This window comes from Teichococcus vastitatis, assembly GCF_003604215.1.
Classification (GTDB): Bacteria; Pseudomonadota; Alphaproteobacteria; order Acetobacterales; family Acetobacteraceae; genus Pseudoroseomonas; species Pseudoroseomonas vastitatis.
Genome location: NZ_QXGS01000020.1, coordinates 1 through 25,273 on the forward strand (window position 1 = coordinate 1; position 25,273 = coordinate 25,273).

The window sequence follows — 25,273 nt, forward strand, 5'->3', positions numbered from 1 at the left end:
AGACCGGATACGTTGATGCAGACTGCCTGCGCCAGATCTCAGAAACCGCTTGCCGACGGGGCGGGCCATACGTTTTCAACCGCTGGCCATGCGCGGCGGGATGCCAGGCGTTCTCCGCCCCATTCGACCTGACCGGGGGACAGGTCGCCCATCTCCATGCTGGCCGCAGGCGGTACCGCGGGCGTGCCGGTTGCGCTGACGCATGGACATCGCGGCCTGTCTGGCCGGCTGGGCACGGAGATCCTGTGGCGGCGCCATCCTGCGCGAGCAGGCCGGGCGCGCGGCACCCGCCGACATCAGACCGTCATTTGACCTCGCCAGAACACCGGCTAGGAGGCGGCATCACCCCTGCCGAATGCGCCAGGATGCCCGTGACCGTTCCGATGATCCCGACGCTGGCGACGAAGCGCCTCATCCTGCGTTCCCCTGCCGAGGGTGACTTTCCCGCTTATGCGGCGCTCATGGCATCGACGCGCTCGGAGGGCATGGGCGGCCCCTACGACATGCGGGCGGCCTGGGGGATGTTCTGCCACGACATCGCCTGCTGGCCGCTGTTCGGACATGGCGCCCTGATGATGGACCTGCGCGCCACCGGACAATGCGTGGGGCAGGTGGGCATCAACCATGGCCCCCTGTACCCCGAGAAGGAACTCGGCTGGATGCTCTACGGCGATTTCGAGGGACACGGCTACGCCACGGAAGCCGCGGCGGCGCTGCGGGCGTGGGCGGGGCGGACACTCGGTCCCGGCGGCCTCGTCAGCTATGTTGACCCGCGGAACAGCGCTTCCATCCGGGTGGCCGAACGCCTCGGTGCCGTTCCGGATCCACAGGCGCCGCGTCAGGACCCGGACGACCTCGTCTTCCGACATCCCGTGGTGGCCTAGGCAGCGGCCTCAGCTTCGGCCGTTTTCCGGCATGCTGGCGGCGGAGCAGGCCGCCTGTGCAGGCGGGGATCCGCGCCACGGCTTTCCGTCAGCCGGCATCGGGACCGATATAAGGCCGCGCCGCATCCAGCGCCGGCTTGCATTCGGGGACCTCGGCCTGAAGAACGGCCTCATAGCTTGCCATGCCCGTCCAGATCCTGATCGCCGTCGCGATGCCGTGGACCGGATTCTCGCTATAGGTCCTGGCCAGCACCGGATGTGCGGCCGACACGCAGGTGGACACCTCGCGGACCACGGCGGGAGGAGCGCCAAGCCGGGCCAGCCGCGCATCGAACTCCGCTTGTGCGGGCTCGAGGATGAAGGAACTGACCAGCATGAGAAAGAAATTATAGAGCATCGGTGACCTCCAGCCGGCGGTGGAATCAGTCTGATCCGACATCGCACAAATGCCGGAAAGGCCTGCGCCAGAGGGGCCCGGATCGGGTCTCCCTCCCTAGATCGTGGCCGCTGGCGGCAGTGTCAATCTGCGGCGCGCCGAGAGGGCAGGGCCGGCGGCAACGGGCTGACCATGGTTCACGAAACAGCCCCGGTCGCGGTGTTGCTGCGCCGGGTGGTCCAAACTACCCCGGCCAAGCTCGTTTCGCCGCTTTCGGCGTTTCAAACCCCCGAAAGACCGTGCATCCTTCCGGGCAACGACAATGCGCCGGGAGGTTCAACCATCATGTCCAGCACTGCATCCGGATTTCGCCGCCGCGGTCTCCTGGCCGCGACCGCTGCCGGCCTGTTCGTCCCCGCCCTGCTGCGCGCCCAGCCTGCCTGGCCCGATCGCCCGATCCGGCTGATCGTACCCTGGCCGCCGGGCGGCTCGGTCGACACGGTGACCCGCATCTTCCAGCCGAGGCTGCAGGAGGTGCTCGGCAAGCCGGTGGTCATCGAGAACCGCGGCGGCGCATCGGGCTCCATCGGCGCCGCCGAGGCGGCCCGGGCCGCGCCCAATGGCGATACCTGGGTGGTGGTCTACGACACCCAGGCCACGAATGAGAGCGTCATGAAGCTGCCGTTCCGGACCATGGAGGCCTTCGCGCCGGTGAGCCTGATCGCCACCGGTCCGCTCGCCATGGTGGCGCACCAGTCGACGCCCTATCACAGCTTCGAGGACGTGGTGGCGGCGGCGAAGCAGGCGCCGGACACGGTGAACTACGCCACCAGCGGCGTCGGTGGCCTGGCGCATGTGTCCACCACCCTGCTGCAGCAGGAGGGCGGCTTCCGCATGGTGCACGTGCCCTACAAGGGAGCCGGGCCCGCCACCCAGGATGCGGTTGCCGGGCATGTTCCCTTGTTCATGACCAACCTGCCGGCCGTGGCGCAGCACCTGAAATCGGGCGTGCTGCGCCCGCTCGGCGTCACCACGCGCGGGGAAAGCCGCCATGTTCCCGGCACCCGGTCCTTCGCGCAACAAGGCTTCGGCGATTTCGAGGCCCTGACCTGGTGGGCGATGCTCGGCCGTGCCGGCACCCCCGCCCCGATCGTCGAGCGGATGCACGCAGCACTGTCCCAGGTCCTGAGCGAGCCCGCCGTGCGCAACAAGATCGAGGAACAGGGCGCCGACGTGGTCGCCTCCAGCCCCGCGCAATGCGGCAGCTTCCTGGCGGCCGAGATCGAGAGATGGGGCGCGGTGATCCGCAAGGCCGGCATCACCGCCGATACCTGAGGGGTCAGGCCCCGGAGCCGCGCGGGGCCTCCGGACCTTCGTGGCGCGGCTCTCGCGCCATCAGCCGCGGCCCCCCGCCAGGCGGGCGGCTTCGGCACTCCGGCCTAGCCGCAGCATGGCCACGCAGCCGAGGGCGGGGCCGAGCGCCAGCACGGAGAACGCCCCGCCCCAGCCCGCATGCTCCACCAAGACGGGCATGAGGTGGATCGTCACCAGGGTGAGGGCGAAGCCAAGGCTGGTTTGGATGGTCAGCATCGTTCCGGTCAGGCCGGGCTCCGACAACTCCGCCACGCTGGCGGAGAATTGCGCCGAATCGGCAACAACGGCGACCCCCCAGACCAAGCACAGCGCGGTGCTCACCGCCGGGTGGGCGCCGAACAACAGGCCGGCCAGCAGGCAACAGGCACTGGAGCCCAGCATGGCCATCACCGTGACCCGGACCCGGCCGAGCCGGTCGGCGAGCCGGCCGGCGGCGACGCAGCCCAGCGCCCCGGTGGCGATCACCAGGAAGGTGGTGAGCGCGGTGTTTCCCGCATCAACCGCCGCGGCGCCGTGATAGGCGGCGAAGCTGGCGGCCAGATAGAGCCCCACCCAGGTCCACATGGCATAGAGTTCCCACATGTGGCCCAGATAGCCGAGCGTGGCGAGGCGGGTGCCGCGGTTGCTCCAGAGCCGCAGCGCCGCGGCGATATTGAAGGGCGGGGCCGGCGCATGCCGCGGCCCGAGCCGCACTAGCGCCACCAGCGCCGCCCCGAACAGCGCGGCGAGCGAGGCGCTGCCCAGCGTCAGCCGCCAGTCGAGCCCGCCAAAGGCATTCGCCAGATGGGGAGTGGCCGAGCCCAGCGTCAGGCCGCCGACCAGGATCCCGACAACCAGCCCCACATCGTTCCGGTCCGCCCAGCCCGCGGCCAGCTTCATGCCGACGGGATAAACGCCGGCCAGGGCAGCCCCGGTGACGAACCGCGCCGCGACCGCCGCGTCCGCGCCCAGGGGCATGGCCAGGATGGCGGCGTTCGCCGCCGCCCCGGCCAGCGCCGCCGCCGCGAACACGCGGCGGGGATCGAAACGGTCGGCGAGGCCAAGCGCCGCGCTCACCAGGGTTCCGCCCACGAAGCCCGCCTGGACGGCGCTGGTCAGCAGCGCCTGATAGGTCGGGGTGATCGCGGTCGCCTCGCGCGCCATGCCCGGCGCCGCCGCCGTGCCGGAAAACCACAGCGACAGCACCAGAACCTGGGCCGCCGTGATCAGGGCGATGTTGGCGGCCTTTCCGCGCATGGACGCTGTTTCTCCACCATGGCGGCCACCGATCCGGCGGGGCGGGGGCCGGCGGGGCGGGGAGCCAGAGATCGGCCATCCGCTCCCGCCGGATATGGAGGAGTCAGGCCTTGGCCAGGCCGGCGGCGCGCATCGCCTCGCCCATCGAGGCATCGGTCTCGGCCATCACCTTGCCGAAGCCGGCGCCGTCCGCCCAGTCCATGCCGAAGCCGCGTGACTTCATGAACTCGGAATACTCATTGGATTTGTAGACGCGCTGCAGCGCCGCGGTCAGCGTGGCGGCCTGTTCCGCCGGCAGCTTCAGCGGCGCGCCGATGCCGCGCCATACCGCGGTCTGGTAGTCGACGCCCAGGCTCTCCTTCAGGGTCGGGATGTCCGGGAATTGCGGGTCGCGCTGCGGCGCCATGATGGCCAGGCTGCGGGCGCGCCCGGCATCCAGCATGGCGCGCGCCTCGGGGATCGAGCAGGGGACGATGTCGATGCCACCGGCCACCAGATCCTGCATGCCGGGCGCCGCGCCGTTGGAGGGCACCCAGCGGACATGGTCCGGCTTCAGTCCCATCGCCTGCAGCCAGCCGACCAGCGCCAGGTGCCAGATGCCGCCCTGGCCGGTGCCCGAGGCCTTCAGCTTGCCCGGCGGGCTGTTCTTGATGCCTTCCGCCAGCGCCTTGATGTCCTTGTAGGGAGAGGACGCGCTGACCTGCACGCCCGGCGCGTCGCGGTTCATCAGGCCGAGCGGCGTGTAGTTGGCGTAGGTCAGTTCGGTCAGGCCCTGCCAGTGCATCATGGCGATTTCCACCGTGATGATGCCGATCGAGTAGCCATCCGGATTGGCCATGGCGATGGCGCTGTGGCCGACCACGCCGGAGCCGCCGGTGCGATTCACCACGTTGACGGGCTGACCCAGCTCCTTCTCCAGCAGCGCGGCGATGATCCGCGCCGTGGCATCGGTGCCGCCGCCGGCGCCCCATGGCACGATCATCTGCAGCGGACGGCTCGGGTAGCGCGGCTGCGCCAGGCCGGGGCGGGCCAGGGTGCCGGCGGTGGCGAGGCCCGCGGCGGCGCCCAGGATGCCGCGGCGGGACAGGCGGGAGATCGGGTCCATGAACATTCCTCCGTATGGATTGGGGCCGGCATCAGGCCGCCGGTTCCAGTTGATCATGGACGTTTTTCCATTCAACGGCCATGAACTGCAGGTCAGGGGCGATGCGCGGCGGCAATGGCGGCCGGCCGGCGCGCGCGCAGGCGCCGCATTAGCCAGGCTGCCACCGGCCAGAGCAGCGCGCCCAGGGTGACCACGGCCAGCACCGCCGAGATCGGCCGCTCGAAGAACGGCAGCAGGCTGTTGTCGGACTTGATCAGCGAGGTGACAAAGCTCTGCTCCACCATGGAACCCATGACGATGCCGAGCACCAGCGCCGCGACCGGATAGCCGTTGCGCTCCATCACGTAGCCGAGCGTGCCGAAGAAGGCGACCAGCATCACGGCGAACAGGTTGTTGCCGGTGGCAAAGGCGCCCACGGCGCAGAGCAGCAGGATGACCGGCATGATCGAGGCCCGCGGCGCCCGCAGCACGGTGGCGGCGATGCGGATCATGACGATGCCCAGCGGGATCATGATCAGGTTGGCCAGGATGAAGATGATGTAGAGCGCGTACATGCTGGAGGCGCGCTCGGTGAACAGGGTCGGGCCCGGATTCAGCCCTTTCATGTACAGCACGCCGATGGCGATCGCCGTGATGGTGTCGCCCGGGATGCCGAACAGCAGCGCCGGCACCCAGCCGCTGGCCAGGGAGGCGTTGTTGCTGGCGCCGGACTCCACCAGCCCTTCCGGATGGCCGGTGCCGAATTTCTCCGGCTCCTTCGAGAAGCGCTTGGACATCGCGTAGGACACCCAGGCGGCCATGTCGGCGCCGGCTCCGGGCAGCACGCCGATGATGATGCCCACGATGTTGCCGCGCATCATCGGCTTCGGGTATTTTTTGGTCAGCGCCCATTGCCCGGCCATGATGCTGCCGAAGCGGCGGCGCGGCAGCGGCGGTGGCTCGGCCTCGGCCAGGGCGCGCATCACCTGCGACACGGCGAACACGCCGACCAGCGCCGGCAGTGGCTCGATGCCGCCAAGTAGGTCGGTCATGCCGAAGGTGAAGCGCGGCGTGCCGGCCGGGTTCTCCATGCCGATGCAGGAGAACAGCAGCCCGAGCAGCATCGAGGCGATCGCCTTCACCGGCGAGGAGCGGGCCACCAGGGTCGCGCACATCAGCCCCAGCACGGCGAGCCAGAAATACTCGAAGGAGGAAAAGTTCAGCGCCACCTCGGCCAGGGCCGGGGCCATGACCAGCAGCGCCAGCGTGCCGGCGATGCCGCCCACCGCGCTGAACCACAGCCCGGTGCCGAGCGCCATCTCCGCCTGCCCCTTGCGGGTCATGGCATAGGCTTCGTCGGTATAGGCGGCGGACGCCGGGGTGCCCGGGATGCGCAGCAGGCAACCCGGGATGTCGCCCGAGAAGATCGCCATGGCGGAGGCGGTGATGATGGTCGCCACCGCTGCGATGGGCGACAGGTAGAAGGTGACGGGCACCAGCAGCGCCGTGGCCATGGTGGCGGAGAGGCCCGGCAGCGAGCCCACCACCAGCCCGTACACGGCGGATGCCAGGATGGCGATCAGAACGTCGCCCTGCAGAACCAGGCGGAAGCCTTCCAGAAGATCGGTCATGGCGTCACCAGGGCAGCGTCAGCAGGCCGTCGGGCAACGGCACCCGCAGCAGCCGGACAAACACCGCGTGGATGCCGATCGGCGCCAGCACCGCCAGCGGCAGCGCCAGGCGCAGGCGGGCGCCGAGGGTCAGGCAGACCACCAGGGTGATCGCCGCAGCGACCAGCAGGAAGCCCAGCGTGTCCACCGCCAGCATGTAGAACACCAGCAGCAGGGGTGGCAGGAAGGCGCGCCATTCCGCGAAGCGCGGCGGCGCCGCCATGGCCTCGCCCGGCTCCGGCGGCACCACCTCGTCCGGCGCCTCGAAGCTGCGGCCGACCCGCAGCGCCACCAGGGCGCCGCAGCCGATCAGCCCCAGGCCGATCACCATGGGAAAGACGCTGGGCCCGACATCCTGGCCCGGCACGCCCGGTTGCTGGGTGGCGCCATACACCGCCGCTCCACCGAGCGCGACCAGGCACAACCCGGTGATCCTGTCCGACAACTGCAAAGCCCTGTTCCCCTCCCTGGCTGCAGGCATGCGGGGCGAAGCCCTGCCGCCTGTTCTTGCGGCGTCGATGGCGCCGGCCAGCCAGTGTGATGACCCTACAAGCGGATGGTCAAGCGCCGCCCGTGTCACGACATCGGAACAAGCCCCACCGGCGCCCCTGCGGGCCACGCGCCCGGGGGCACGGGCGGTTCAGGCCGCCAGACCGCGCATCCGCAGCAGGGCGGCGGTGTCGGGCATGCGGCCGCGGAAGCCGGTGTAGAGCCGCATCGGATCCTCGGTGTCGCCGGCGCTGAGCAGGTGGCGCAGCCGCGCCGCCATGGCCGGGTCGAACGGGTCGCCGGTTTCGGTGAAGCCGTCGAACCCATCCGCGTCCAGCACCTCGGACCAGAGATAGGCGTAGTAGCTGGCGGCATAGCCGCCGCCGGCGAACAGGTGCTGGAAATGCGGCGGGCGGTGGCGCAGCCCGATCGCCGTCGGCATGCCGATCCGCTGGAGGAACTCGGCCTCGAACGCCTCGATGTCCAGCGCGGCAGGATCCTCGAGCCGGTGCAGCGCCAGGTCGATCATGGCGGAGGACACGTACTCCACCGTGCCGAAGCCCTGGTTGAAGGTGCGGGTGTCGAGCAGCTTGCGCATCAGCGCCTCGGGCAGGGGCTCGCCGGTCCGGTGGTGGCGGGCATAGGCGCGCAGCGTGTCCGGCAGGGACAGCCAGTGCTCGTAGACCTGCGAGGGGAACTCCACGAAGTCGCGCCGCACGGCCGTGCCCGATTGCGGCAGGTAGCGGACCCGGCTCAGCAGCCCGTGCAGCGCGTGGCCAAATTCGTGGAACAGCGTCTCGGCATCGTCGAAGGACAGCAGCGCCGGCTCGGCGCGGGCGAAGTTGTTGTTGTTCACCACGATGGGCGAGACCGCCGCGTCGAGGTTCTCCTGGTCGCGATAGGAACTCATCCAGGCGCCGGAACGCTTGTCGGCGCGGGCGAAGGGATCGGCCAGGAACAGGCCCACATGGCCTTCCGCGTCGCGCACCTCATAGGCGCGCACGTCCGGATGATACAGCGGCAGGTCGGGCAGCGGCTCGAAGCGCAGCCCGAACAAGCGGGACGCGGTGTCGAAGGCGGCCTGCTGGATGCGCTCGAAGGGGAAGAACGGCTTCAGCGCCGCCTCGTCCAGCGCGTGATCGGCCAGCCGCACCTTCTCGGCGTAGTAGCGCCAGTCCCAGGCCTGCAGATCGCCCTCCAGCCCCTCGGCACGGGCGACCTCCAGCAGCCGGTCGCGCTCCTGCCCGGCGCGGCGCCTGGCCGGCTCCCACACCTCGGCCAGCAGCGCCTCGGCCGCCGCCACGCTGCCGGCCATGCTGTCGGCCAGCCGGAACTCGGCGAAGTCGCGGTAGCCGAGCAGCCGCGCGCGCTCGGCCCGCAGCGCCAGGATATCGGGGATCAGCGGGCGGTTGTCATGCGCGCCGGGATGGGTGCCGCGCGCCACCCAGGCGGCATGGGTGCGGGCCCGCAGGTCGCGCCGGGCGGAATAAGCCAGGAAGGGCTCGACCAGCGAGCGGGACAGGGTGACGGCATAGCCGGCGACGCCGCGCGCCGCGGCCGCCTCCGCCATGCCGGCGCGCAGGAAGTCCGGCAACCCTTCAAGGTCCCGCTCCTCCAGCGCCATGTGCCAGTTCTTCTCGTCATGCAGCACGTTCTGGCCGAAGCGGGTGTGCAGCGTGGCCAGCCGCTCCGAGATCGCGGCCATGCGGGCGCGTGCTTCCGGCGCCAGGGCGGCGCCGCTGCGGACGAAGCCGAGATGGGTGCGCTCCAGCAGCCGCGCCTGGTCGGGCTCCAGGTTCAGCGCGTCGCGCCGGCCATGCAGCGCGGCGACGCGGCGGAACACGTCCGGGTCCAGCGCCACGCGCATGCCGTGCTGCGCCAGGCGGGGCGACAATTCGCGGTCCAGCTCCTCCAGCGCCGGGCCGCCCAGGCTGACCACGAGGTTGCCGAACAGGTTGCCGACCCGCGCCAGGGCGCGGCCGCTGCGGGCCAGCGCCTCGATCGTGTTGCCGAAGGCGGGCGGGGCGGGGTCGCTGCCGATAGCGGCGATCTCCGCCAAGTGCTCGGCCATCGCGGCGTCGAAGGCCGGGCGGATATGCTCGGGGCGGATCTGGTCGAAGGGGGGTGCGCCGAAGGGGGTGGTCCAGGGCGCCAGCAGCGGGTTGTTCTGCGTCATGCCGGGAGTTTGGCGCAGGGAGGGCGGTGCCGGTCAACCACCCGCCGCGGCGGCCGGGCGGCTTTACAGCGCGCAGCGCTTCCCGGACGCTTCCGCGTCGCCGTCCTGATGCGGCGTGGAGAAGGAGCAGGTTCGATGCGGCAGCAGCTGGCGGGGCTGGACCATGTGGTGATCGCGGTGGCCGACCTGGCGGCGGCGGCATCGGAATGGCGGGCGCGGGGCTTCACCGTGTCGCCACGCGGCGAGCACGGCTCGGGCCTCGGCACCGCCAACCACACGATCATGTTCGAGGACGCCTATGTGGAGCTGATGGGCGTGGTGGCGGAATCGCCGTTCAACGCAATCACCCGCCGCCGCATCGCCGAGGGTGGTGGCCTGGAGCGGATCGCGCTGCGCCTGCTCGACCCGGACGGCGCCGCCGCCGAGCTGCGCGCCGCCGGCATCGCGGCCGCGGAGCCCTTCGCCTTCGGCCGCCCCGTTCCGCTGGAGAACGGCGGCAGCGCCGAGGCGCGCTTCATCGTGCTGCCCTGGACGGTGGAGCCGTCGCCCGCCGGCCTCGGCTACTTCGCCTGCCGGCATCTGACGCCGGACACCGTCTGGCTGCCGGGCCTGCTGCGCCACGCCAATGGCAGCCGGCAGTTCCAGCGGGTCGAGATCCGGGTCGGCGACCCAGCGGCGGAAGCGGCTGGCTACGCCGCCATGACCGGGCTCCCCGCGGATCAGGCCGCGCCGGGCGAGTGGCGGGTGGCCGATCCCCGGCGCGGGCCGGCGGTGGCGTTCCTGGCCCCCGAGCGCTTCGCCGCGCGCTGGAGCGCCGGCGCGGGCGCCCCGCAGGCCGGGCTGGTCTTCGCCGCGCCGCAGAACGGCGCCGCGCCGCCGCCGGTGGCGGCGGGCGGCGTTCTGCTCGGCTGGGAAGGCGGGCTGGCCGGCTGAGCAGGGAAGGGGCTGGAACTCGGCCGCCTCCGCTCCGTTCTTCGCCCAACCGCCCAGCGCACAGGACCCGCCGATGGATGTCGACATCTCGCCCATGGTGGAGCGGATCGAGGGCCGGCTGGAACGGCTCGGCCTGGACTTTGCCGCCGTGGCCGCCGATGCCGGGCTGCCGCCCGACCTGCTGCAGCGGCTGGGGGATGGCCGCGCACCGGTTCCACGCGGGCAGCGCCTGGTGCGGCTGGCGGAGGCGCTGAGCACCTCCGTCTCCTACCTCGTCGGCCTCGATCCCGACACCGAGCCGCCGCAGGAACTGCTGGAGGAGGAGCAGGGCAGTCTCGGCCTGCTCGCCGGGGATGAGGAGGCGCTGTTGCGCGCCTACCGCCGCCTGGACGTGCCGAGTCGCGCCGCCGCGCTGTACGTGCTGCTGAAGATGGCAGGACCGGAGCCGGAACCGCCATCCGCCGGCGGGCGGCGGCCCGGCCGTGGCAAGGGCAAGGCCAGGAGCTGAGGCGTCAGCCGGCCATCGCCTTGGCATAGGCGGCGCGGGCCTGCATCGCCTTGCGCGTCGGACTGCGCGGGCCGCGCCGCGCGGTGCTGGCAGCCGGTCCTTCGCGCAGCAGGCGCAGGAAATGCTGCACCACCTCGGACAGCGCCTGCTGCCCGGTTGCGGTGAGGCGGTCGCTGCCGTTCTCGAAGGTCAGGGCGATCTCGCGGCAGGACGGCTTGCGCGCGCCGAAGCCGTCCGACCGGCTGAAGCGCAGCAGCACCGGCATGGTGTCGGCGTTGCTGAACGGCATGGAGGTGGTGACGTCCACCGCATGCCGCCCCAGCCGCGCCCAGGCGGCCCAGCCATTGATGTCACGGTATTCCGCACCGTGTTCCGCGGCGCCGGCGGCGGCCTCGCGCAGCGCGGCCAGCAGCACGGCGCGGCGGGCGTACCACAGCTCGCGCAGGGCGGAGTTCGGGAAGTACTCGGACACGGCGCACCTCCACGGCCTGCGGCGGGGGACGCGCGGGCCGGCAAAACGGGCAAGGAAAAGGCTTGGCCGGCGAGGGGGAGAAAGCTCCGCGCCATCGTTCCGGCCACAGGGTTCAGATGGTGTTTGTTCTAGGTTTGTTCAAGTGTTCTAGGCCTGCCCGGAGGGGCGGAACAAGCCGAAAATCGAGCCTCGCGAAGCGGTGAGATCGCTGCCATCGACTGCATCGGATGGAGTTACGGGCGCCATTTCAGTGTGGTTTCGCACTGGACAGCCGAAACCATTGTATTCACACTTAGTTCTCTTCCTGTTCCTTGTTGCGGGGGAGGATCCATCCGCCGGTGTCTGTGCCTCGCCAGCTCCGCACCCATCAGCGCCAGCTGGCCGGGGTCGTGGCCGCCATCGCGTCCGGTGCCACCGAAGCGCGCGACATCCTCGCCGCCGTCACCCCCGGCGGCGGCAAGTCGCTGCTGCCGGTGATCGCCGCCGCGCGGCTGATGCAGGCCGGGCTGATCCGGCGGATCTGCTGGGTGGTGCCGCGCGACAGCCTGCGCCAGCAGGCCGAGGAAGCCTTCGCCGACCCCGGATGGCGCGCGGCGCTGGAGCACCGCATCGGCCTGCGCGCCGCCGAGAACGCGCCCGATCCCTGCCGCGGCCTGGATGGCTACGTCACCACCTACCAGGGCATCGCCGCGGCGCCCGCGCTGCACCTGGCCGAGTTCCGCCGCCACCCGACGCTGCTGGTGGTGGACGAGATGCACCACCTGCCGGCGCTGCCGGAGATCGACCCAGTGGCATCCCGCGGCGCATCCCGCGCGGCATCCCGCGCGGCATCGCGTGGGGCATCCCGCGCGGCGTCCGGCGCCGCGGAGGATGGCGCGGAGGACGATCCGGCCGGCGCCTGGTCGCGGGCCCTGCTGCCGCTGCTGGAATGCGCCGCCGTGCGGCTGCTGCTGTCCGGCACGCTGGAGCGCGCCGACGGCCGCGGCATCCTGTGGCTGCCCTATCGCGAGGGCAGCAAGGCGCGCACGCGGGAAGTCGACCTGGATGCGCCGGGCTGGGCGGTGGTCGGCTACAGCCGCGCCCAGGCCCTCGCCGAGCGCGCGGTGCTGCCCGTCACCTTCGGCGCGCTGGATGGCGAGGCGAGCTGGCGCAGCGAGGAAGGGCAGGAGGTCGGGCCGCACCGCCTGTCCGGCTTCCACCCCGACGAGACCACCCGCCCGGCGCTGTTCACCGCGCTGCGCACCGGCTTCGCCGAGGCGCTGCTGCGCCAGGCCTTCCTGACGACGCGGGCACTGCGCTCACGCCGCCGGCGCGAGCGCGGCCTGTCACCCTCCGCGGCGGCGCCGGGCCTCGGCAAGCTGCTGGTGGTGGCGCCGGACCAGGCGACGGCACGCTACTACCTGTCCGTGCTGCGCGGCTGGGTGCCACCGGAACAGGCGGAAGCCTCGGTCGGCCTCGCCACCTCCGACTGCCCCGGATCGCCGCAGCTGCTGGCGGCATTCCGGCTGCGGCCGGAGCCTTCCATCCTGGTCACCGTGGCCATGGCCTATGAAGGGCTGGACGTGCCGGAGGTGGCGGTGGTGGCGGCGCTGACGCATATCCGCTCGCGTCCGTGGCTGGAGCAGATGGTGGCGCGCGCCACCCGCATCGACCCGCATGCCGGCCCCTACGAGGCGCAGCGGGCGGTGGTGTTCCACCCCGACGACCCGCTGTTCGGCCGCTTCCGCCTGCGCATGGAAACCGAGCAGGGCACGCTGGCCCGCCAGCCCCGTGCCCGCGTCACCGGCGGCGTGCTGCCGCTCTGGCTGCGCGAGCGGTTGCCGCCGCGCGAGGGGATCACGCCGCTCACCTCCAACGCGCTGACGTTGCGCTTCCGCACCCTGGCACCGGGACCGGAGCTGGCGCTGAAGCGGCCGGAGCTGGAGCCGGGCCAGGGCGACATGTTCGAGCCGCCCTCGGTCGCCGAGCGGCGCCTGCGCGGGCGCATCGGCGAGATGGTGGCGTCCCAGGCGGTGGAGGATGACGCGATGCAGCAGGGTCCGCATGGAGGCGCGGGCGGGCCGGGGCTGTACCACCGCTACAACGCCATCCTGAAGCGCGTGATGGGCAACAAGGCGCGGGCGCAGATGACGCTGATGGAGCTGGAGGCCAGCATCGGCTGGCTGGAGCGCAACCGTCTGTCCGACCACCTGCACCTGGTGGCGGATGATCCACGCTATGCCTGGACCGCGCGCAAGCGGCGCGAATGGCGCCCGCCGCGCAGCCAGGGGGTACAAGGAACGGAAAAGCGGCCCAATGGCAGGCGTCGCTCCTCCTGAGGCGACGGGTGACAGCGCGCGCGGCGCACCCATATTCAAGTCCAACCACCGCACGGTCCCGCATGTCCCAGCCCAGCAGCTTTCCGGATTGGCTTCCCGCGCCCGTCGCGCGACCGATCAAGCAGGCCATCGTCGCCGAGGTGGTGCGGATGTTCAACGACCGCGCCCGTGGCGAGGCGCCGGTGAAGCGCCGGGAGGACAGCCTGTTCGGCCCGCGCTCGGTATCGTGGCGGGTGCATGGCGACATCACCTCGATGATGGTGGGCGGCGTGGCCGGGCTGCTGCTGCAGATGCTGCATCCGGCCGTGCTGGCCGGCGTCTGGGACCATTCCAATTTCCGCCAGGACATGATGGGCCGGCTGCGCCGCACCGCCCGCTTCATCGCTCAGACCACCTATGGCGGGCGCGAGGAGGCGGAGGCGGTGATCGCCCGCGTCCGCCGCATCCACGACCACGTGCACGGCACACTGCCCGACGGCACGCCCTATTCCGCCAATGATCCTGCCTCGCTCGCCTGGGTGAACGTGACCGAGGCGACCAGCTTCCTGAACGGCTACATCCGCTACGCCGAGCCGCGCATGTCCGGCGCCGACCAGGATCGCTACTTCGCCGAGATGGCGCAGGTGGCCATGGCGCTGGGCGCTGATCCGGTGCCGCGCAGCCGGGCGGCGGCGGAGCGGCTGATCCGCGCCATGCGCCCCGCCCTGCGCCGCGATGCCCGGACCGCCGAAGTGGCACGATTGGTGCTGCAGCGGCCCCCGGGCCATCCGGTCAAGGCCAGGATGCAGGTGCTGACCGGGCAGGCGGCGGTGGATCTGCTGCCCGGCTGGGCCCGCACCCTGCACGGGCTGGACGTGTCGCCGCTGCGCCAGCCCCTGTTGCGCGCCGGCACCTTCGGCATTGCCGAGACGCTGCGCTGGGCGTTCCGCCCGGGTTGAGCACCTTGACCGACAGCCTGCCGCCGCTGCTCGACATCCGCCGCATCTTCCTGGAGCCGGAGGTGGAGTCCTTCGCCCGCGGGCGCGAGATCCTGGCGCGCTTTCCCGGGGCCGAACGCATCCCCGTTGCCTCCCACTGGCGCATCCCGGAACTGCGCGAGGGCGAGGCCGGCGACTACCTGCGCAACAAGCGCGAGGTGCTGGTGCTCGGCGTCAAGAAGGGCATGGGCTTCCGCCCCAACGGGCGCTCCGCCGACTTCATCGCGCCGTCCAGCTCCAATGGCTGCGCCATGGCCTGCGCCTATTGCTACGTGGCGCGGCGCAAGGGACACGCCAATCCGGTCAGCGTGTTCGTCAACATCGAGGAGATCTGCGCCGCCCTCGCCCGCCACGCGGCGCGGCAGGGCGCCAAGCCCGAGCCCAACCAGGTGGACCCGCGCGACTGGGTGTATGACCTGGGCGAGAATGGCGACCTGTCGCTGGATGCGGCCGTGTCGGACAATGTGCGCGACCTGGTGGCCGTGTTCCGCGGCCTGCCCAACGCTAAGGGCAGCTTCGCCACCAAATGGGTGAACCCGGCGCTGCTGGATTACGACCCGCGCGGCCGGACGCGCATCCGCATGTCGCTGATGCCGGCGGCGCTGGCCCGGCTGCTGGATGTGCGCACCGCCCCGGTGGCCGAGCGCATCCGCTTCATGGCCGAGCTGCACCGTGCCGGCTACGAGGTGCAGGTGAACTTCTCGCCCGTGGTGCTGCGCGAGGGCTGGGAAGCCGAATGGGGCGATCTGTTTGACCAGCTCGACGCCGCCCTGCCGGAGGCGCTGAAGCAGCAGCTCGCGGCCGAGATCATCATGCTGACCCACAACGCCGCGCTGCACGAGCTCAACCTCGCCTGGCATCCCAGGGCCGAGGAACTGCTGTGGCGCCCCGACCTCCAGGAAGACAAGCGCTCCGAGGGCGGCCAGGTGAACCTGCGCTACCGCACGCCCTGGAAGAAGCGCTGGCTCGCCCGGTTCGAGGCGCTGCTGGCGCAGCGCCTGCCCTATTGCCGCGTGCGCTACGCCTTCTGAGGCGCGGCGCCCATCACCCGGTAGGTGAAGTCGCCTTCCGAGGCCGCGGCCTCGCGCACGGCCATGTCCAGCAGCGCGTGGTCCGGCGACAGGCCGCAGGCCGGGTCGGTGGCGGCGGCGTCGCCGGTCAGCGCGAAGGCCTGGCAGCGGCAGCCGCCCCAGTCGATCTCGGCGCGGGCGCAGCTGCGGCACGGCTCCTTCATCCAGCCGGTGCCGCGGAACCGGTTGAACGCCTCGGAATTTTCCCACGCCTCGCGCAGCGACACCTCCCGCACATTGGGGAAGTCGAAGCCGGGCAGGCTTTCGGCGGCGTGGCAGGGCAGCACGCGACCGGCCGGCGACACCGCCAGGAAGCGCCGGCCCCAGCCGCCCATGCAGGATTTCGGCCGCTTGGCGTAGTAGTCCGGCACCACGTAGTCGATCACCAGCCGGCCCTTGAGGTCTTCCCGCGCCCGCGTGACCTCGGCGGTGGCGGCTTCCAACTGGGCGCGGGTGGGCAGCAGCGCGTCGCGATTGGCCAGGGCCCAGCCGTAATACTGCACATGCGCCACTTCCAGCCGCCCGGCGCCGAGTTCCAGGGCCAGCGCGATCATCTCCGGCAGCCGGTCGAGGTTCTGCCGGTGCACCACCGCGTTCAACGTCAGCGGCAGCCCGGCATCGCGCACCAGCTGCGCGCAGGCGAGCTTCTTCGGCAGCGCGTTGCGGTAGCCGCCGATGCGCTCGGCCGAGCCGGGCTCGGTGTCCTGCACCGAGAGCTGCACATGGTCGAGCCCGGCCTCCGCCAGCCGCGCCATCATCGCCGCATCGATCAGCACGCCGGCGGTGATTAGGTTGGTGTACAGCCCGGCCTCGGAGGCGGCCCGCACGATCTCGGCGATGTCGCGCCGCGCCGTCGGCTCGCCGCCCGAGAGATGCACCTGCAGGCAGCCCAGCGCCGCGGCCTCGCGGAACACGCGCGCCCAGGTGGCGGTGTCCAACTCGGCGGCGACGCGGGTCAGCTCCACCGGGTTGGAACAATAGGGGCAGCGCAGCGGGCAGCGATGCGTCAGCTCCGCCAGCAGCGCTAGCGGCGGCTCGGGCGGAGGCCCTGGGGAACGGTCCGATGGCTGAATGATCGCGTTCATGCCTGCACCACGCCTTTCTCCGCCAGCTCCCGCAGCAGGGATGCGACGTCGGCGGCGATTTCCCCGCGCGGCGCGGCATAGCGGGCGGCCAGCTCATCGACGATCCCATCCACGCTGCGCGTGCCATCCAGCAGGCGCAGCACCTCCAGCGCGATCTCGTCCGGCACGAACATGCGCTCCGGCCCCAGCACCACCCACTGGCCACGCGCCGTGTCCTCGCGCAGCTTCATGCCGCGGGCGAGGCGCGGGATGCTGTCCGGGGTCAGAACCGCGGTCATGGCCGGAACGCGCCCGGCGGCGGCAGGCCCGGCGCCACATAGGCGAAGTGCAGCGCGTCCAGCTGCGCCCAGAGCAGGTCGCATTTGAAGCGCAGCGCGCCCAGCACCTGCTCCTGCTCGGCGCGGGTCCGGGCCTCGCGCTTGACGTAGTCGAGCGCGAAGGCGACGTCCTGCGGCGCCTGGGTCAGCCGCGGCGTGAAATAGGCCAGTGTCGCCTCGTTGATGAAGTCGTAGCTGCGCAGCATGCCCGAGACGCGCTCGGAGATGATGTTGGGCGAGAACATCTCGGTCAGCGAGGAGGCGACGGCTTCCAGCAGCGAGCGCTCGCGCACGAAGCGCACATAAGCATCCACGGCGAAGCGCGTCGCCGGCAGCAGGCCCTGGAGGGACATGACATAGCCGCGCTCCAGCCCCAGCCCGTCGCACAGCACCAGCCAGCGCTCGACGCCGCCGGGCTTCACCCCGTCCCCGTCATGGTCCATCAGGCGGCGGCGCCATTCGCGGCGCAAATCTGGCGTCGGCAGCCGCGCCAGCAGCGAGGCATCCTTGGCCGGGATCGACGCCTGGTAATAGTAGCGGTTCAGCGCCCAGGCCTGCACCTGCGGCTTGCTCAGCGCGCCGTCATGCAGCAGCCGGTGGAACGGGTGCAGGATGTGGTAGCGCTCGGCGCCGATGGCGCGCAGCCGCTCCTCCAGCGCCTCGGGGCTCAGCAGCGCGTCGTCGCTCACAGCACGATCTCCATGCCATCCTCCGCCACCTCCCAGCCGGCCTCGCGCAGCGCGGCGCGCTCCGGGCTGTCGGCCAGCAGGGCGGGGTTGGTGTTGTTGATGTGGATGAAGACCCGGCGCCCCAGCTCCAGCCCCGCGAGGGCGGCGACGCTGTCCCGCATCGCCATGTGGCCCATGCGGGCCGCGGTCTTCGGCCCGGCGCCGGCCAGGATCATCTCGTCCTCCTGCCACAGCGTGCCGTCGAACAGCAGGCAGCCGCCGCCGGACAGGCGCTCCCGCAGGGTGGGGGTGACGGCGGCGCAGCCGGGGATGAACAGCAGCGGCGCGGCGGTGCTGGGGGCGGTGATGCGCAGGCCCAGCGCCTCGCCATCCTCGGCGCGGCCCGGATCGGCGCCGTCCTGTTCCTGGAACAGCGGCACCTTGCCGGGCACGGCGAAGGCTTCCACCGTCAGGCCGAGCGCCTCGCCGGCCGCGTCGCGCAGCTCCAGGGGGGTGTCGAGCGGCACCTCGCGGCGCGGCACGATGGCGGGATCGACGGCGCGGAAGATCGGGTTGTCGCGCAGCACCGCCAGGGCGGGCGCGGCGCCGTACAGGGCGAAGGGATGCCGCTCGCGCAGCGTCAGCAGGCCGGTCAGCGTGTCCACCTCGGCCCCGGTCAGCAGCACGGCGGCGATCGGCGAATGGCGGATGGCATCGCCCCGGGGAGACAGGGCCGGCGTGGCCAGGATCTGCGCCCGCAGGTCGGGCGAGGCGTTCAGCAGCACCCAGCGCGCGCCATCGGCGCTCACCGCCAGGCCGCACTGGCTGCGCGGAGCCGCCGTGGGATCCCCGACGCGCGCCCGGCGACAGCCCGGCCCGCCCGAATTCCATTGCGGAAAGCCGCCGCCGGCGGCCGAGCCAAGGATGATCACACGCAGCATGCCGGTTGCCCGATGAAGCAAAAGCCCCGCGGCCGGTTCGCGGCGCGGGGCTTCAGGAAAGCCTGAACAGGAGGAGCGGGTATCGTTCCTCCCGCGGCAAGGATCAGCCGAGCTCGGCGCAGGCGTAAGAGTTGATCTCGAGCGCGAGGGAAACTTCGGTCACGCGGGGCTTTTTCCAGGCCATCTGAGCATTCCTCCAGGGTTTTGCAGCGCCTTGGACTTTGGTGCGGTGGCGGGCGGTTTTCAAGGGCTTTTCCGGGCCCGGCCGCCTGGCGGCCGGCCTCCGTGCCCCCCGCATCAGCCGCCAGGCCGGATGTCCTGCCGCAGCCGCTGCAAGCCCGATCCCTCCAGCTCCAGGTCGGCCTCGCGCAGGATATCGCCGCGCCGCACGTCCCGCCGCAGCCGCTTGTGCGCCGCGAGGTAGAACGGCGCCAGCCCGTCCGCCTCCTGCGCCGGAAGCAGCAGGGCGGTGGCATCCGTCATGACGTGGTGGTGGCCGCCCATCTCCAGGAACTCGCCGGCGCGGAAGTCGCGGTCGGCGCGCGCCACCATCACCGCGTGAACCGCCTGCCGGTCGCTGCCGGAGGCGCGCCCATGCCCGCAGGCGGACAACAGCGACAGCGGCGTTTCCAGCCCCATCAGGTGGTAGGGCAGGAAGATGCAGGCATAGCGGCCGTTGCGTGACACCACATGGCCCTTGTCCCGCAGCATCTCCCAGGTGCCGGCGTCGGTGCAGCGCACCACCACGAAGACGCCGCCGCCGAAGCTGACCTCGTCCTCCTTGCGCAGCAGGTTGAACACGTCGACCACCCCGGTGCGGTCCAGGATGCCGCCCTCGGCGCGCGGGATAAAGATATCGGCCAGCTCGGTGATGCGGCACAGCGGGTAGTTCAGCTCGTCGCGCGAGGGCAGCAGGCCGGTGGAGTTGGCCACCACGTTCATCTCGCAATAATCGGGCGTGGCGCGCTGCGGCAACTCGGCCAGCGCAGCGGACCGGCGCGCCAGGGTCGCCGCCACGTCATCGCCCAGCGTCCAGAGCGAGGCCAGGTCCGGCGCGGCGCAGCGCCGGTCGGTCCAGCGAACCACGTGGTCGGCCGGATCGCAGATAAAGTCGTATTCGCTGGACTTTCCGGCGGCCACCACCTCGAAGCCGAGCAGCCGCGCCCAGGTCACCAGGCCGATCAGGTTGGCCGGCTGGTCGCCATCGGCGGTGGTGTAGACCACGCCCTGCCGCTTCGCGAGCTCGTTGAGGTGCGGCCCGACCACGGAATCCGCTTCCTTGGTCACCATGGCCACGTGCACGCCGCGCCGGATGGAGCGCTCGGCGATGCCGGCGGCGATCTCGGGCTGGCCGGTGGCTTCCACCACGATGTCCATCGGCACCGCGTCCAGCAGGGTGTGGTCGCGCAGCAGCACGGGCCTGCCGGCTTCGGCCGCGGCGCGCACCGCAGCCGCATCCTCGCACAACGCGGCAGGCGGATAGCCGAGCTCGGCCAGCAGCTGCTCCACACCCCCGGTGTCGAGGTCGCACAGCGCCGCGATCTCCAGCTGCGGCACGGCGCGCAGCGCGGCCAGCAGGGTGCGGCTGAAGCCGCCGCGCGCGCCCGCGATGCCGACGCGGAAACGCTTGTGCTGCAGGTCGCGGAACAGGATCTCGTGGTTCATGCGCGGTTTTCCTCATGGCCGGCGGCGGGCGTGATTGCCACCTCGGCGGCGCTGCGCCGCCCCAGCAGCAGGGCAACAAACGGCCAGCACAGGAACAGGATGGCCAGGGTGGTCAGCGTGCCGGCCAGCCAGTTCGACCACAGGATGCCGAGCGATCCGCTGGAGGACAGCATGGACTGGCGGAACGCGTCCTCGGCCTTGTCGCCGATCACCATGGCCAGGATCAACGGCGCCAGCGGGTAGTCCAGCTTCTTCATCAGGTAGCCGACCGCGCCGAAGGCCAGCGCCAGCCACAGGTCGAACGGCGCGCCGGCGACGGTGTAGGCGCCCACCATGCAGACCGTGACGATGATCGGCCCGATGATGGAGAAGGACACCGACAGCATCGCGGCGAACAGCGGCACGGTGGCCAGCACCAGCACCACGCCGATGACGTTGCCGAGATACATCGAGGCGATCATGCCCCAGACGAAATCGCGCTGCTCGAGGAACAGCATCGGCCCCGGATTGAGGCCCCAGATCATCAGCCCGCCCAGCATCACGGCGGCGGTGGCGGAGCCCGGGATGCCGAGGGAGAGCATCGGCAGCATCGCCGCGGTGCCGGCGGAATGGTCCGCGGTTTCGGGCGCGATCACGCCTTCCGGCTCGCCCTTGCCGAAATTGTCGCGGTTGCGGGAGGTGCGGCGGGCGATGCCGTAGGACATGAAGGAGGCGGCGGTGGGTCCGCCCGGCGTGATGCCCATCCAGACGCCCACCGCGCTGCCGCGCAGCATGGCGAACCAGTAGCGCGGCATGCGCGCCGCGGCGCGGAACATCTCGCGCGGGTCGATGCGGCCGGAGGCGCCCTTGAACTCGGGGCCTTCCTCGATGGTCAGCAGCAGCTCGCCCAGGCCGAACAGCCCGATTACCACCACCAGGAAGGAGATGCCGCGGATCAGCTGGTCGAGCTCGAAGGTCAGCCGCATCGAGCCCGACACCGTGTCCGTGCCGACCATGCCGAAGCCGAAGCCGAGCCCCAGCGCGATGATGGTCTTCACCGGCGCGCCACCGCCAAAGGCAACAAAGGAGGCGAAGGCCAGCGCGTAGACGGCGAAGTATTCCGGCGGTCCAAAGCGCAGCGCGAAGGAGGCCACTGCCGAGGACAGCAGCGTGATGACGATGATGCCCACCAGCGCGCCGAAGCCGGCCGACAGGAAGGCATAGGTCAGCGCCTCGGTGGCGCGGCCCTGGCGCGCCATGGGATAGCCGTCAAAGGTGGTGGCGACGGAGGAAGGCTCGCCCGGGATGTTGAACAGGATCGAGGTTGTGGAGCCGCCGAACAGCGCGCCCCAGTACAGGCTGGTCAGCAGGATGATGGCGGAGACCGGGTCCATGCTGAAGGTCAGCGGCAGCAGCAGCGTGACGCCGTTGGGCGCGCCCAGGCCCGGCAGCACGCCCACCAGGATGCCAAGCAGCACGCCGCCCACCATCAGCATGATATGGTAGCCGGTCAGCGCCACGGTGAAGCCGTGCATCAGCGAGTCGATGTTGGCGAGCATGCGGCGAACTCCTCAGCCCAGGCCGAGCATGATTTCGAGGGGGCCCTTCAGCAGCGGCACCTGGAACCAGATCTCGAATATCAGGAAGGTGACCACCGTGACGCCGAGCGCGACGCCGAGCGCGGTGTGCCAGGGCCGCCGGCCCTGCCAGCGGATCACCACCAGCAGGTACAGCGCCATGGCCACGTACAGGCCGAGCCACTGCGCCACCAGCACCAGCCCGATGATCGGCAGGCCGAAGCCGAGCACCCGGCGCAGCCCCTCCGGCTCGGCCACCACCACGCGGCGCAGGGCGGCGCGGTTGATGATGGCCTGCACCGCAACCAGCGTTGCCATGGCCACCAGGATCACCGCCACGCGGAAGGGGAAGTAGCCGGCCCGCGGTCCGTCCGCGCCCCACCCGAAATCCAGGCCCGAGGAGCCGACCAGCCCGGTGGCGCCGATCAGCAGCACCAGCCCCGCGAAGCCCAGTTCCAGATGGAAGCGCGTCAGCATGGCGTTACTTCACCAGCCAGCCGGCCTCGGAGAAGATCTCCCGCGTCTCGCTCTCCTCCTTCTGGATGACTTGGCGCATCTCGTCGCCCGACACGAAGCGGCCGCTCTGGCTGGTGCGGGTCACGTAGTCCTTCCATTCCGGCGTCTCGCTGACGCGGCGGAACAGGTCGGCCCAGTAGGTCTGGGCGGCGGCGGGCACGCCGGGCGGCAGGAAGATCGTGCGCGGCATGCTGAACTGCTCGATTGGGATGCCCTGGCTGGCGCAGGTCGGGATGTCGGACCAGCCCTGCGTCTCGGTCACCTTGGGGCCGGGCGAGAAGGGTTCGCTGCGGAACACGCAGACCGGCTTCACCTGGCCGCCGCGCCAGCCGCCGACGCTTTCGGACGGGTTGTTGGTGTTGGCCTCGATGTGCCCGCCGGCCAGCTGCACACCGACCTGGCCGCCGCCCTGATAGGGGATGTATTTCAGCTGGATCTTAGCCGCCTTCTCGATCAGCACGGTCAGCGTCTGGTCGGTGTCATGCGTCTGGCTGCCGCCCATGCGCAGCGTGCCCGGCTGCGCGCGCGCCGCGGCCACGAAGTCGGCGGCGGTCTTGTAGGGGCCGTCCGCCTTGGTCCAGAGCATGAACTCGTCGAAGGCCATGATGGCGACGGGGGTGAAGTCGGCGGTGGACCAGCTGGTCTTGGCCACCATCGGCAGGGTCCAGGCATTGTTGGTGCCGAAGATCACCTTGTGCGGGTCGGCCTTGGCGCCAGTGCCGTAGACATAGCCCTCGACGCCGGAGCCGCCGCCCTTGTTGGTGACAACCACGGAGGTCGGCACCAGGTCGTGCTTGTTGATCGCCGCCTGCACGGCGCGGGCGAACACGTCAGTGCCGCCGCCGGCGCCGGAGGTGACGACGAACTCGATCGGGCGTGTCGGCTTCCAGCTCTGCTGCGCGGCGGCGGGCAGGGTGGACAGCAGCACGGCGCCCAGCGCCAGGGTGGCCTTCGGCAACAGCTTCATCGGATTTTCTCTCCCTAGGATGGTTGGATCGCGGGCCGCATTCCGGGTCTCCGCGGGATGCCGCGTCAGGCGGCGGCGGCCTCCCGGCTGCGGCTGGCCATGCGGGCGGCCAGCAGCATGGCGTTGCGCATGGCGCCCGGATGCGCCTTGCCCTGGCCGGCGATGTCGTAGGCGGTGCCGTGCGCGGCGGTGCAGATCGGGAAGGGGAAGCCGCCCATCAGCGTCACGCCCGCGTCGAAGCCGATCAGCTTCATCGCGATCTGCCCCTGGTCGTGGTACATGGTCAGCACCGCATCGAAATCGCCGCGCCGCGCACGCACGAACACCGTGTCGGCCGGGAAGGGGCCGTCGCAGCCGATCTGCCGCGCCTTGGCCTCTTCCACCGCCGGGGTGATCACGTCGATCTCCTCGCGGCCGAAATTGCCGCCCTCGCCGGCATGCGGGTTCAGCGCCGCGACGGCGATGCGCGGCCGCTCGATGCCCGAGGCGCGCAGCGCGTCCTCGGTCAGCTTCAGATTGTCCAGGATGGTGGCCTTGGTCAGCAGCGAGGCCACGTCCTTGAGCGGCACGTGGGAGGTGACGCGGGCATTCCACAACCCCTCCAGCACGTTGAATTCCTTGGCCACGCCATGGAAGCCGATGGCTTCGGAGGTGAAGCCGATCTCATCCTCGTAGCCGGGGGTGACGAGGCGCATCGCCGCCTTGTTGAACGGGGTGAAGCAGATCGCGTCCACCTCCTGCGCCGCCGCCATGGCCAGGGCGCGGCGGAAATTCTCCGTGGCGAAGCGGCCGCCGGCTTCCGACACCTCGCCCAGCCGCACCGTGGCCGGGTCGCAATGCCCGAGATCGATCAGCACGGGCCGGGACGGGCTGGCGGGTAGCGCCTGCCCATCGGCCAGCACGTCGATGTCGAGGGTGACGCCGGCGACGCGGGCGCCTTCCTCCAGCACGCGGGCATCGCCGATCACGATGATCGTCGCGGCGTCCCGCACCGCCTCATCCGCCAGCACCCGCGCCGTCAGCTCGGGCGAGACCCCCGCGGCGTCCCCCATGGCGAGGGCGAGGCGCGGCCTCGCAGCGTCCAGCATGCCCATCGACGTTTCCCCGTCCGGTTCTTTGCGTGCAGCTTCATACTGCATACAGTATGGACTCCTAGACAAGCTCCCCGGTGCCCGTCAAGACAGTTGCCGAGCACCCGCAGGAAACGAGGCCCGCCGTGCCGCCGCAAACCGCAGACCTTCAGGACGATGGTCCGATCATCCGGCAATCCCTGCCCGCCGAGGTGGCGACCCGGCTGCGCGACCTGATCACCCAGGGCCAGCTGGCGCCCGGCGCCAGGCTCAACGAGGTGGCGCTGTGTGCGCAGCTCGGCGTATCCCGCACGCCGCTGCGCGAGGCGGTGCGCCGCCTGGCCGGCGAGGGGCTGGTGGAGCTGGTGCCGGCGCGGGGCGGGGTGGTGCGCCGCCTGACGCTGAAGGATGCCGCCGACAGCCTGACCGTGCTGAAGGCGCTGGAAACGCTTGCCGGCCGCCTGGCCTGCGCCGCCGCCACCGAGGCCGGGATCGCCGACGTCGCCGCCCTGCACGCCGCCATGCTGGATCGCTACGCGGCGCGGGACCGCCTCGCCTATTTCAAGCTGAACCAGGCGGTGCACACCGCCATCGTCGCGCTGTCCGGCAACGAGACCCTGGCCTGGGCGCATGGGGCGATCCAGGCGCGCATGAAGCACCTGCGCTTCATCGGCAATGCCGGGGAACGCAAATGGGCCGATGCGGTGGCGGAGCACGAGGAGATGGTGCGCGCCCTCGCCGCCCGCGACGGCGAGGCGCTGGCGGAGGTGCTGGCGCTGCATCTGGACCGCACCCTGGACCGCGTGGCGCCCCTGATCTAGGGGCGCCCGGGCGCGCCGGCCGTGCCGGAAGCACGCGCGATCCCGGCCCGCGGCGCGAAAATGCGGGGCGTCTTCAAGGATGGTTAGCTTCGTCGGGCAA

General features: G+C 71.3%; 25 protein-coding genes. 8 read left to right on the top strand and 17 right to left on the bottom strand.

Annotated elements, in window-relative coordinates; genetic code table 11:
• Nucleotides 1–365 precede the first annotated feature (365 nt).
• Complete coding sequence (locus D2K64_RS16965; protein WP_202910721.1) at nucleotides 366–884, top strand: GNAT family N-acetyltransferase; 519 nt, start codon at nucleotides 366–368, stop codon at nucleotides 882–884.
• Nucleotides 885–972: 88 nt separating this feature from the next.
• On the opposite strand, the gene D2K64_RS16970 is transcribed toward D2K64_RS16965, so the two are convergent.
• On the bottom strand, nucleotides 973–1,281 hold the full coding sequence (locus tag D2K64_RS16970; protein WP_120009577.1) for a hypothetical protein: 309 nt from the start codon (nucleotides 1,279–1,281) through the stop codon (nucleotides 973–975).
• 324 nt (nucleotides 1,282–1,605) lie between these two features.
• On the opposite strand from D2K64_RS16970, the gene D2K64_RS16975 reads away from it, so the two are divergent.
• Nucleotides 1,606–2,595 carry a Bug family tripartite tricarboxylate transporter substrate binding protein gene (locus tag D2K64_RS16975; protein WP_120009578.1) on the top strand — a complete coding sequence of 330 codons (990 nt, stop codon included), beginning with the start codon at nucleotides 1,606–1,608 and terminating at the stop codon, nucleotides 2,593–2,595.
• A gap of 60 nt (nucleotides 2,596–2,655) precedes the next feature.
• Here the strand turns inward: D2K64_RS16975 and D2K64_RS16980 are convergent, their stop codons facing one another.
• The 5 genes from D2K64_RS16980 to D2K64_RS17000 form a co-directional block, all read right to left on the bottom strand.
• Nucleotides 2,656–3,870: an MFS transporter gene (locus D2K64_RS16980; RefSeq protein ID WP_120009579.1), complete on the bottom strand. Its 1,215-nt coding sequence runs from the start codon at nucleotides 3,868–3,870 to the stop codon at nucleotides 2,656–2,658.
• 103 nt (nucleotides 3,871–3,973) lie between these two features.
• The gene (locus tag D2K64_RS16985; protein WP_120009621.1) at nucleotides 3,974–4,975 is read right to left on the bottom strand and encodes a tripartite tricarboxylate transporter substrate binding protein; all 1,002 of its coding nucleotides are present in this window, start codon (nucleotides 4,973–4,975) and stop codon (nucleotides 3,974–3,976) included.
• A gap of 92 nt (nucleotides 4,976–5,067) precedes the next feature.
• Nucleotides 5,068–6,585 (bottom strand): tripartite tricarboxylate transporter permease, encoded by a 1,518-nt coding sequence (locus D2K64_RS16990; RefSeq protein ID WP_120009580.1) that lies wholly within the window; start codon nucleotides 6,583–6,585, stop codon nucleotides 5,068–5,070.
• A 4-nt stretch (nucleotides 6,586–6,589) separates the two neighbouring features.
• Complete coding sequence (locus D2K64_RS16995) at nucleotides 6,590–7,075, bottom strand: tripartite tricarboxylate transporter TctB family protein (RefSeq protein WP_120009581.1); 486 nt, start codon at nucleotides 7,073–7,075, stop codon at nucleotides 6,590–6,592.
• Between the two features lie 189 nt (nucleotides 7,076–7,264).
• A complete protein-coding gene (locus tag D2K64_RS17000; RefSeq protein WP_120009582.1) occupies nucleotides 7,265–9,289 on the bottom strand; it encodes a M3 family metallopeptidase in 2,025 nt (674 codons plus the stop codon).
• Between the two features lie 135 nt (nucleotides 9,290–9,424).
• On the opposite strand from D2K64_RS17000, the gene D2K64_RS17005 reads away from it, so the two are divergent.
• Both D2K64_RS17005 and D2K64_RS17010 read left to right on the top strand, forming a co-directional pair.
• Nucleotides 9,425–10,222 (top strand): VOC family protein, encoded by a 798-nt coding sequence (locus D2K64_RS17005; RefSeq protein WP_162306214.1) that lies wholly within the window; start codon nucleotides 9,425–9,427, stop codon nucleotides 10,220–10,222.
• A gap of 73 nt (nucleotides 10,223–10,295) precedes the next feature.
• Nucleotides 10,296–10,730 (top strand): helix-turn-helix domain-containing protein, encoded by a 435-nt coding sequence (locus D2K64_RS17010; RefSeq protein ID WP_120009584.1) that lies wholly within the window; start codon nucleotides 10,296–10,298, stop codon nucleotides 10,728–10,730.
• A 4-nt stretch (nucleotides 10,731–10,734) separates the two neighbouring features.
• Here D2K64_RS17010 and D2K64_RS17015 read toward each other — a convergent pair whose 3' ends face one another.
• Complete coding sequence (locus tag D2K64_RS17015; RefSeq protein WP_120009585.1) at nucleotides 10,735–11,202, bottom strand: hypothetical protein; 468 nt, start codon at nucleotides 11,200–11,202, stop codon at nucleotides 10,735–10,737.
• Between the two features lie 338 nt (nucleotides 11,203–11,540).
• Here D2K64_RS17015 and D2K64_RS17020 point away from each other — a divergent pair, with 338 nt between their 5' ends.
• The 3 genes from D2K64_RS17020 (at nucleotide 11,541) to D2K64_RS17030 (ending at nucleotide 15,528) form a co-directional block, all read left to right on the top strand.
• Nucleotides 11,541–13,520 (top strand): DEAD/DEAH box helicase, encoded by a 1,980-nt coding sequence (locus D2K64_RS17020; RefSeq protein ID WP_120009586.1) that lies wholly within the window; start codon nucleotides 11,541–11,543, stop codon nucleotides 13,518–13,520.
• A 62-nt stretch (nucleotides 13,521–13,582) separates the two neighbouring features.
• Nucleotides 13,583–14,458 (top strand): oxygenase MpaB family protein, encoded by an 876-nt coding sequence (locus D2K64_RS17025; protein WP_120009587.1) that lies wholly within the window; start codon nucleotides 13,583–13,585, stop codon nucleotides 14,456–14,458.
• Between the two features lie 5 nt (nucleotides 14,459–14,463).
• Nucleotides 14,464–15,528: a spore photoproduct lyase family protein gene (locus D2K64_RS17030; RefSeq protein WP_238384250.1), complete on the top strand. Its 1,065-nt coding sequence runs from the start codon at nucleotides 14,464–14,466 to the stop codon at nucleotides 15,526–15,528.
• On the opposite strand, the gene pqqE is transcribed toward D2K64_RS17030, so the two are convergent.
• The 10 genes from pqqE to D2K64_RS17080 all read right to left on the bottom strand — a co-directional run bounded on the left by pqqE (nucleotide 15,516) and on the right by D2K64_RS17080 (nucleotide 24,370).
• Complete coding sequence (gene pqqE / locus D2K64_RS17035; RefSeq protein ID WP_120009588.1) at nucleotides 15,516–16,652, bottom strand: pyrroloquinoline quinone biosynthesis protein PqqE; 1,137 nt, start codon at nucleotides 16,650–16,652, stop codon at nucleotides 15,516–15,518. The two genes, D2K64_RS17030 and pqqE, sit on opposite strands and share 13 nt — an antisense overlap.
• The gene (pqqD, locus tag D2K64_RS17040) at nucleotides 16,649–16,930 is read right to left on the bottom strand and encodes a pyrroloquinoline quinone biosynthesis peptide chaperone PqqD (protein ID WP_120009589.1); all 282 of its coding nucleotides are present in this window, start codon (nucleotides 16,928–16,930) and stop codon (nucleotides 16,649–16,651) included. The genes pqqE and pqqD overlap by 4 nt, the downstream gene beginning before the upstream one ends.
• The gene (pqqC, locus tag D2K64_RS17045; protein WP_120009590.1) at nucleotides 16,927–17,658 is read right to left on the bottom strand and encodes a pyrroloquinoline-quinone synthase PqqC; all 732 of its coding nucleotides are present in this window, start codon (nucleotides 17,656–17,658) and stop codon (nucleotides 16,927–16,929) included. The genes pqqD and pqqC overlap by 4 nt, the downstream gene beginning before the upstream one ends.
• A complete protein-coding gene (gene pqqB, locus D2K64_RS17050; RefSeq protein ID WP_120009591.1) occupies nucleotides 17,655–18,578 on the bottom strand; it encodes a pyrroloquinoline quinone biosynthesis protein PqqB in 924 nt (307 codons plus the stop codon). The genes pqqC and pqqB overlap by 4 nt, the downstream gene beginning before the upstream one ends.
• Before the next feature lie 103 nt (nucleotides 18,579–18,681).
• The gene (gene pqqA, locus D2K64_RS17055) at nucleotides 18,682–18,825 is read right to left on the bottom strand and encodes a pyrroloquinoline quinone precursor peptide PqqA (RefSeq protein WP_157985900.1); all 144 of its coding nucleotides are present in this window, start codon (nucleotides 18,823–18,825) and stop codon (nucleotides 18,682–18,684) included.
• 50 nt (nucleotides 18,826–18,875) lie between these two features.
• Nucleotides 18,876–20,243 (bottom strand): NAD(P)H-dependent oxidoreductase, encoded by a 1,368-nt coding sequence (locus D2K64_RS17060; RefSeq protein ID WP_120009593.1) that lies wholly within the window; start codon nucleotides 20,241–20,243, stop codon nucleotides 18,876–18,878.
• Nucleotides 20,240–21,781 carry a tripartite tricarboxylate transporter permease gene (locus tag D2K64_RS17065; RefSeq protein WP_120009594.1) on the bottom strand — a complete coding sequence of 514 codons (1,542 nt, stop codon included), beginning with the start codon at nucleotides 21,779–21,781 and terminating at the stop codon, nucleotides 20,240–20,242. The genes D2K64_RS17060 and D2K64_RS17065 overlap by 4 nt, the downstream gene beginning before the upstream one ends.
• A 12-nt stretch (nucleotides 21,782–21,793) precedes the next feature.
• Nucleotides 21,794–22,276, bottom strand: coding sequence for a tripartite tricarboxylate transporter TctB family protein (locus D2K64_RS17070; protein WP_120009595.1), 483 nt, complete (start codon nucleotides 22,274–22,276; stop codon nucleotides 21,794–21,796).
• A gap of 4 nt (nucleotides 22,277–22,280) precedes the next feature.
• Nucleotides 22,281–23,282, bottom strand: coding sequence for a Bug family tripartite tricarboxylate transporter substrate binding protein (locus D2K64_RS17075; RefSeq protein ID WP_120009596.1), 1,002 nt, complete (start codon nucleotides 23,280–23,282; stop codon nucleotides 22,281–22,283).
• A gap of 65 nt (nucleotides 23,283–23,347) precedes the next feature.
• On the bottom strand, nucleotides 23,348–24,370 hold the full coding sequence (locus D2K64_RS17080) for a 4-hydroxythreonine-4-phosphate dehydrogenase PdxA (protein ID WP_238384251.1): 1,023 nt from the start codon (nucleotides 24,368–24,370) through the stop codon (nucleotides 23,348–23,350).
• A 128-nt stretch (nucleotides 24,371–24,498) separates the two neighbouring features.
• Here D2K64_RS17080 and D2K64_RS17085 point away from each other — a divergent pair, with 128 nt between their 5' ends.
• Nucleotides 24,499–25,173, top strand: coding sequence for a GntR family transcriptional regulator (locus tag D2K64_RS17085; RefSeq protein WP_120009597.1), 675 nt, complete (start codon nucleotides 24,499–24,501; stop codon nucleotides 25,171–25,173).
• Nucleotides 25,174–25,273: the final 100 nt, after the last annotated feature.

Excerpts from the sequence above, each read along its gene's own strand:
- D2K64_RS16965 (WP_202910721.1), top strand. The coding sequence starts at position 366 with ATGCCCGTGACCGTTCCGATGATCCCGACGCTGGCGACGAAGCGCCTC.
- D2K64_RS16970 (WP_120009577.1), bottom strand. The coding sequence starts at position 1,281 with ATGCTCTATAATTTCTTTCTCATGCTGGTCAGTTCCTTCATCCTCGAG.
- D2K64_RS16975 (WP_120009578.1), top strand. The coding sequence starts at position 1,606 with ATGTCCAGCACTGCATCCGGATTTCGCCGCCGCGGTCTCCTGGCCGCG.
- D2K64_RS16980 (WP_120009579.1), bottom strand. The coding sequence starts at position 3,870 with ATGCGCGGAAAGGCCGCCAACATCGCCCTGATCACGGCGGCCCAGGTT.
- D2K64_RS16985 (WP_120009621.1), bottom strand. The coding sequence starts at position 4,975 with ATGGACCCGATCTCCCGCCTGTCCCGCCGCGGCATCCTGGGCGCCGCC.
- D2K64_RS16990 (WP_120009580.1), bottom strand. The coding sequence starts at position 6,585 with ATGACCGATCTTCTGGAAGGCTTCCGCCTGGTTCTGCAGGGCGACGTT.
- D2K64_RS17000 (WP_120009582.1), bottom strand. The coding sequence starts at position 9,289 with ATGACGCAGAACAACCCGCTGCTGGCGCCCTGGACCACCCCCTTCGGC.
- D2K64_RS17005 (WP_162306214.1), top strand. The coding sequence starts at position 9,425 with ATGCGGCAGCAGCTGGCGGGGCTGGACCATGTGGTGATCGCGGTGGCC.
- D2K64_RS17010 (WP_120009584.1), top strand. The coding sequence starts at position 10,296 with ATGGATGTCGACATCTCGCCCATGGTGGAGCGGATCGAGGGCCGGCTG.
- D2K64_RS17025 (WP_120009587.1), top strand. The coding sequence starts at position 13,583 with ATGTCCCAGCCCAGCAGCTTTCCGGATTGGCTTCCCGCGCCCGTCGCG.
- pqqE (WP_120009588.1), bottom strand. The coding sequence starts at position 16,652 with ATGAACGCGATCATTCAGCCATCGGACCGTTCCCCAGGGCCTCCGCCC.
- pqqD (WP_120009589.1), bottom strand. The coding sequence starts at position 16,930 with ATGACCGCGGTTCTGACCCCGGACAGCATCCCGCGCCTCGCCCGCGGC.
- pqqB (WP_120009591.1), bottom strand. The coding sequence starts at position 18,578 with ATGCTGCGTGTGATCATCCTTGGCTCGGCCGCCGGCGGCGGCTTTCCG.
- D2K64_RS17060 (WP_120009593.1), bottom strand. The coding sequence starts at position 20,243 with ATGAACCACGAGATCCTGTTCCGCGACCTGCAGCACAAGCGTTTCCGC.
- D2K64_RS17065 (WP_120009594.1), bottom strand. The coding sequence starts at position 21,781 with ATGCTCGCCAACATCGACTCGCTGATGCACGGCTTCACCGTGGCGCTG.
- D2K64_RS17070 (WP_120009595.1), bottom strand. The coding sequence starts at position 22,276 with ATGCTGACGCGCTTCCATCTGGAACTGGGCTTCGCGGGGCTGGTGCTG.
- D2K64_RS17075 (WP_120009596.1), bottom strand. The coding sequence starts at position 23,282 with ATGAAGCTGTTGCCGAAGGCCACCCTGGCGCTGGGCGCCGTGCTGCTG.
- D2K64_RS17080 (WP_238384251.1), bottom strand. The coding sequence starts at position 24,370 with ATGCTGGACGCTGCGAGGCCGCGCCTCGCCCTCGCCATGGGGGACGCC.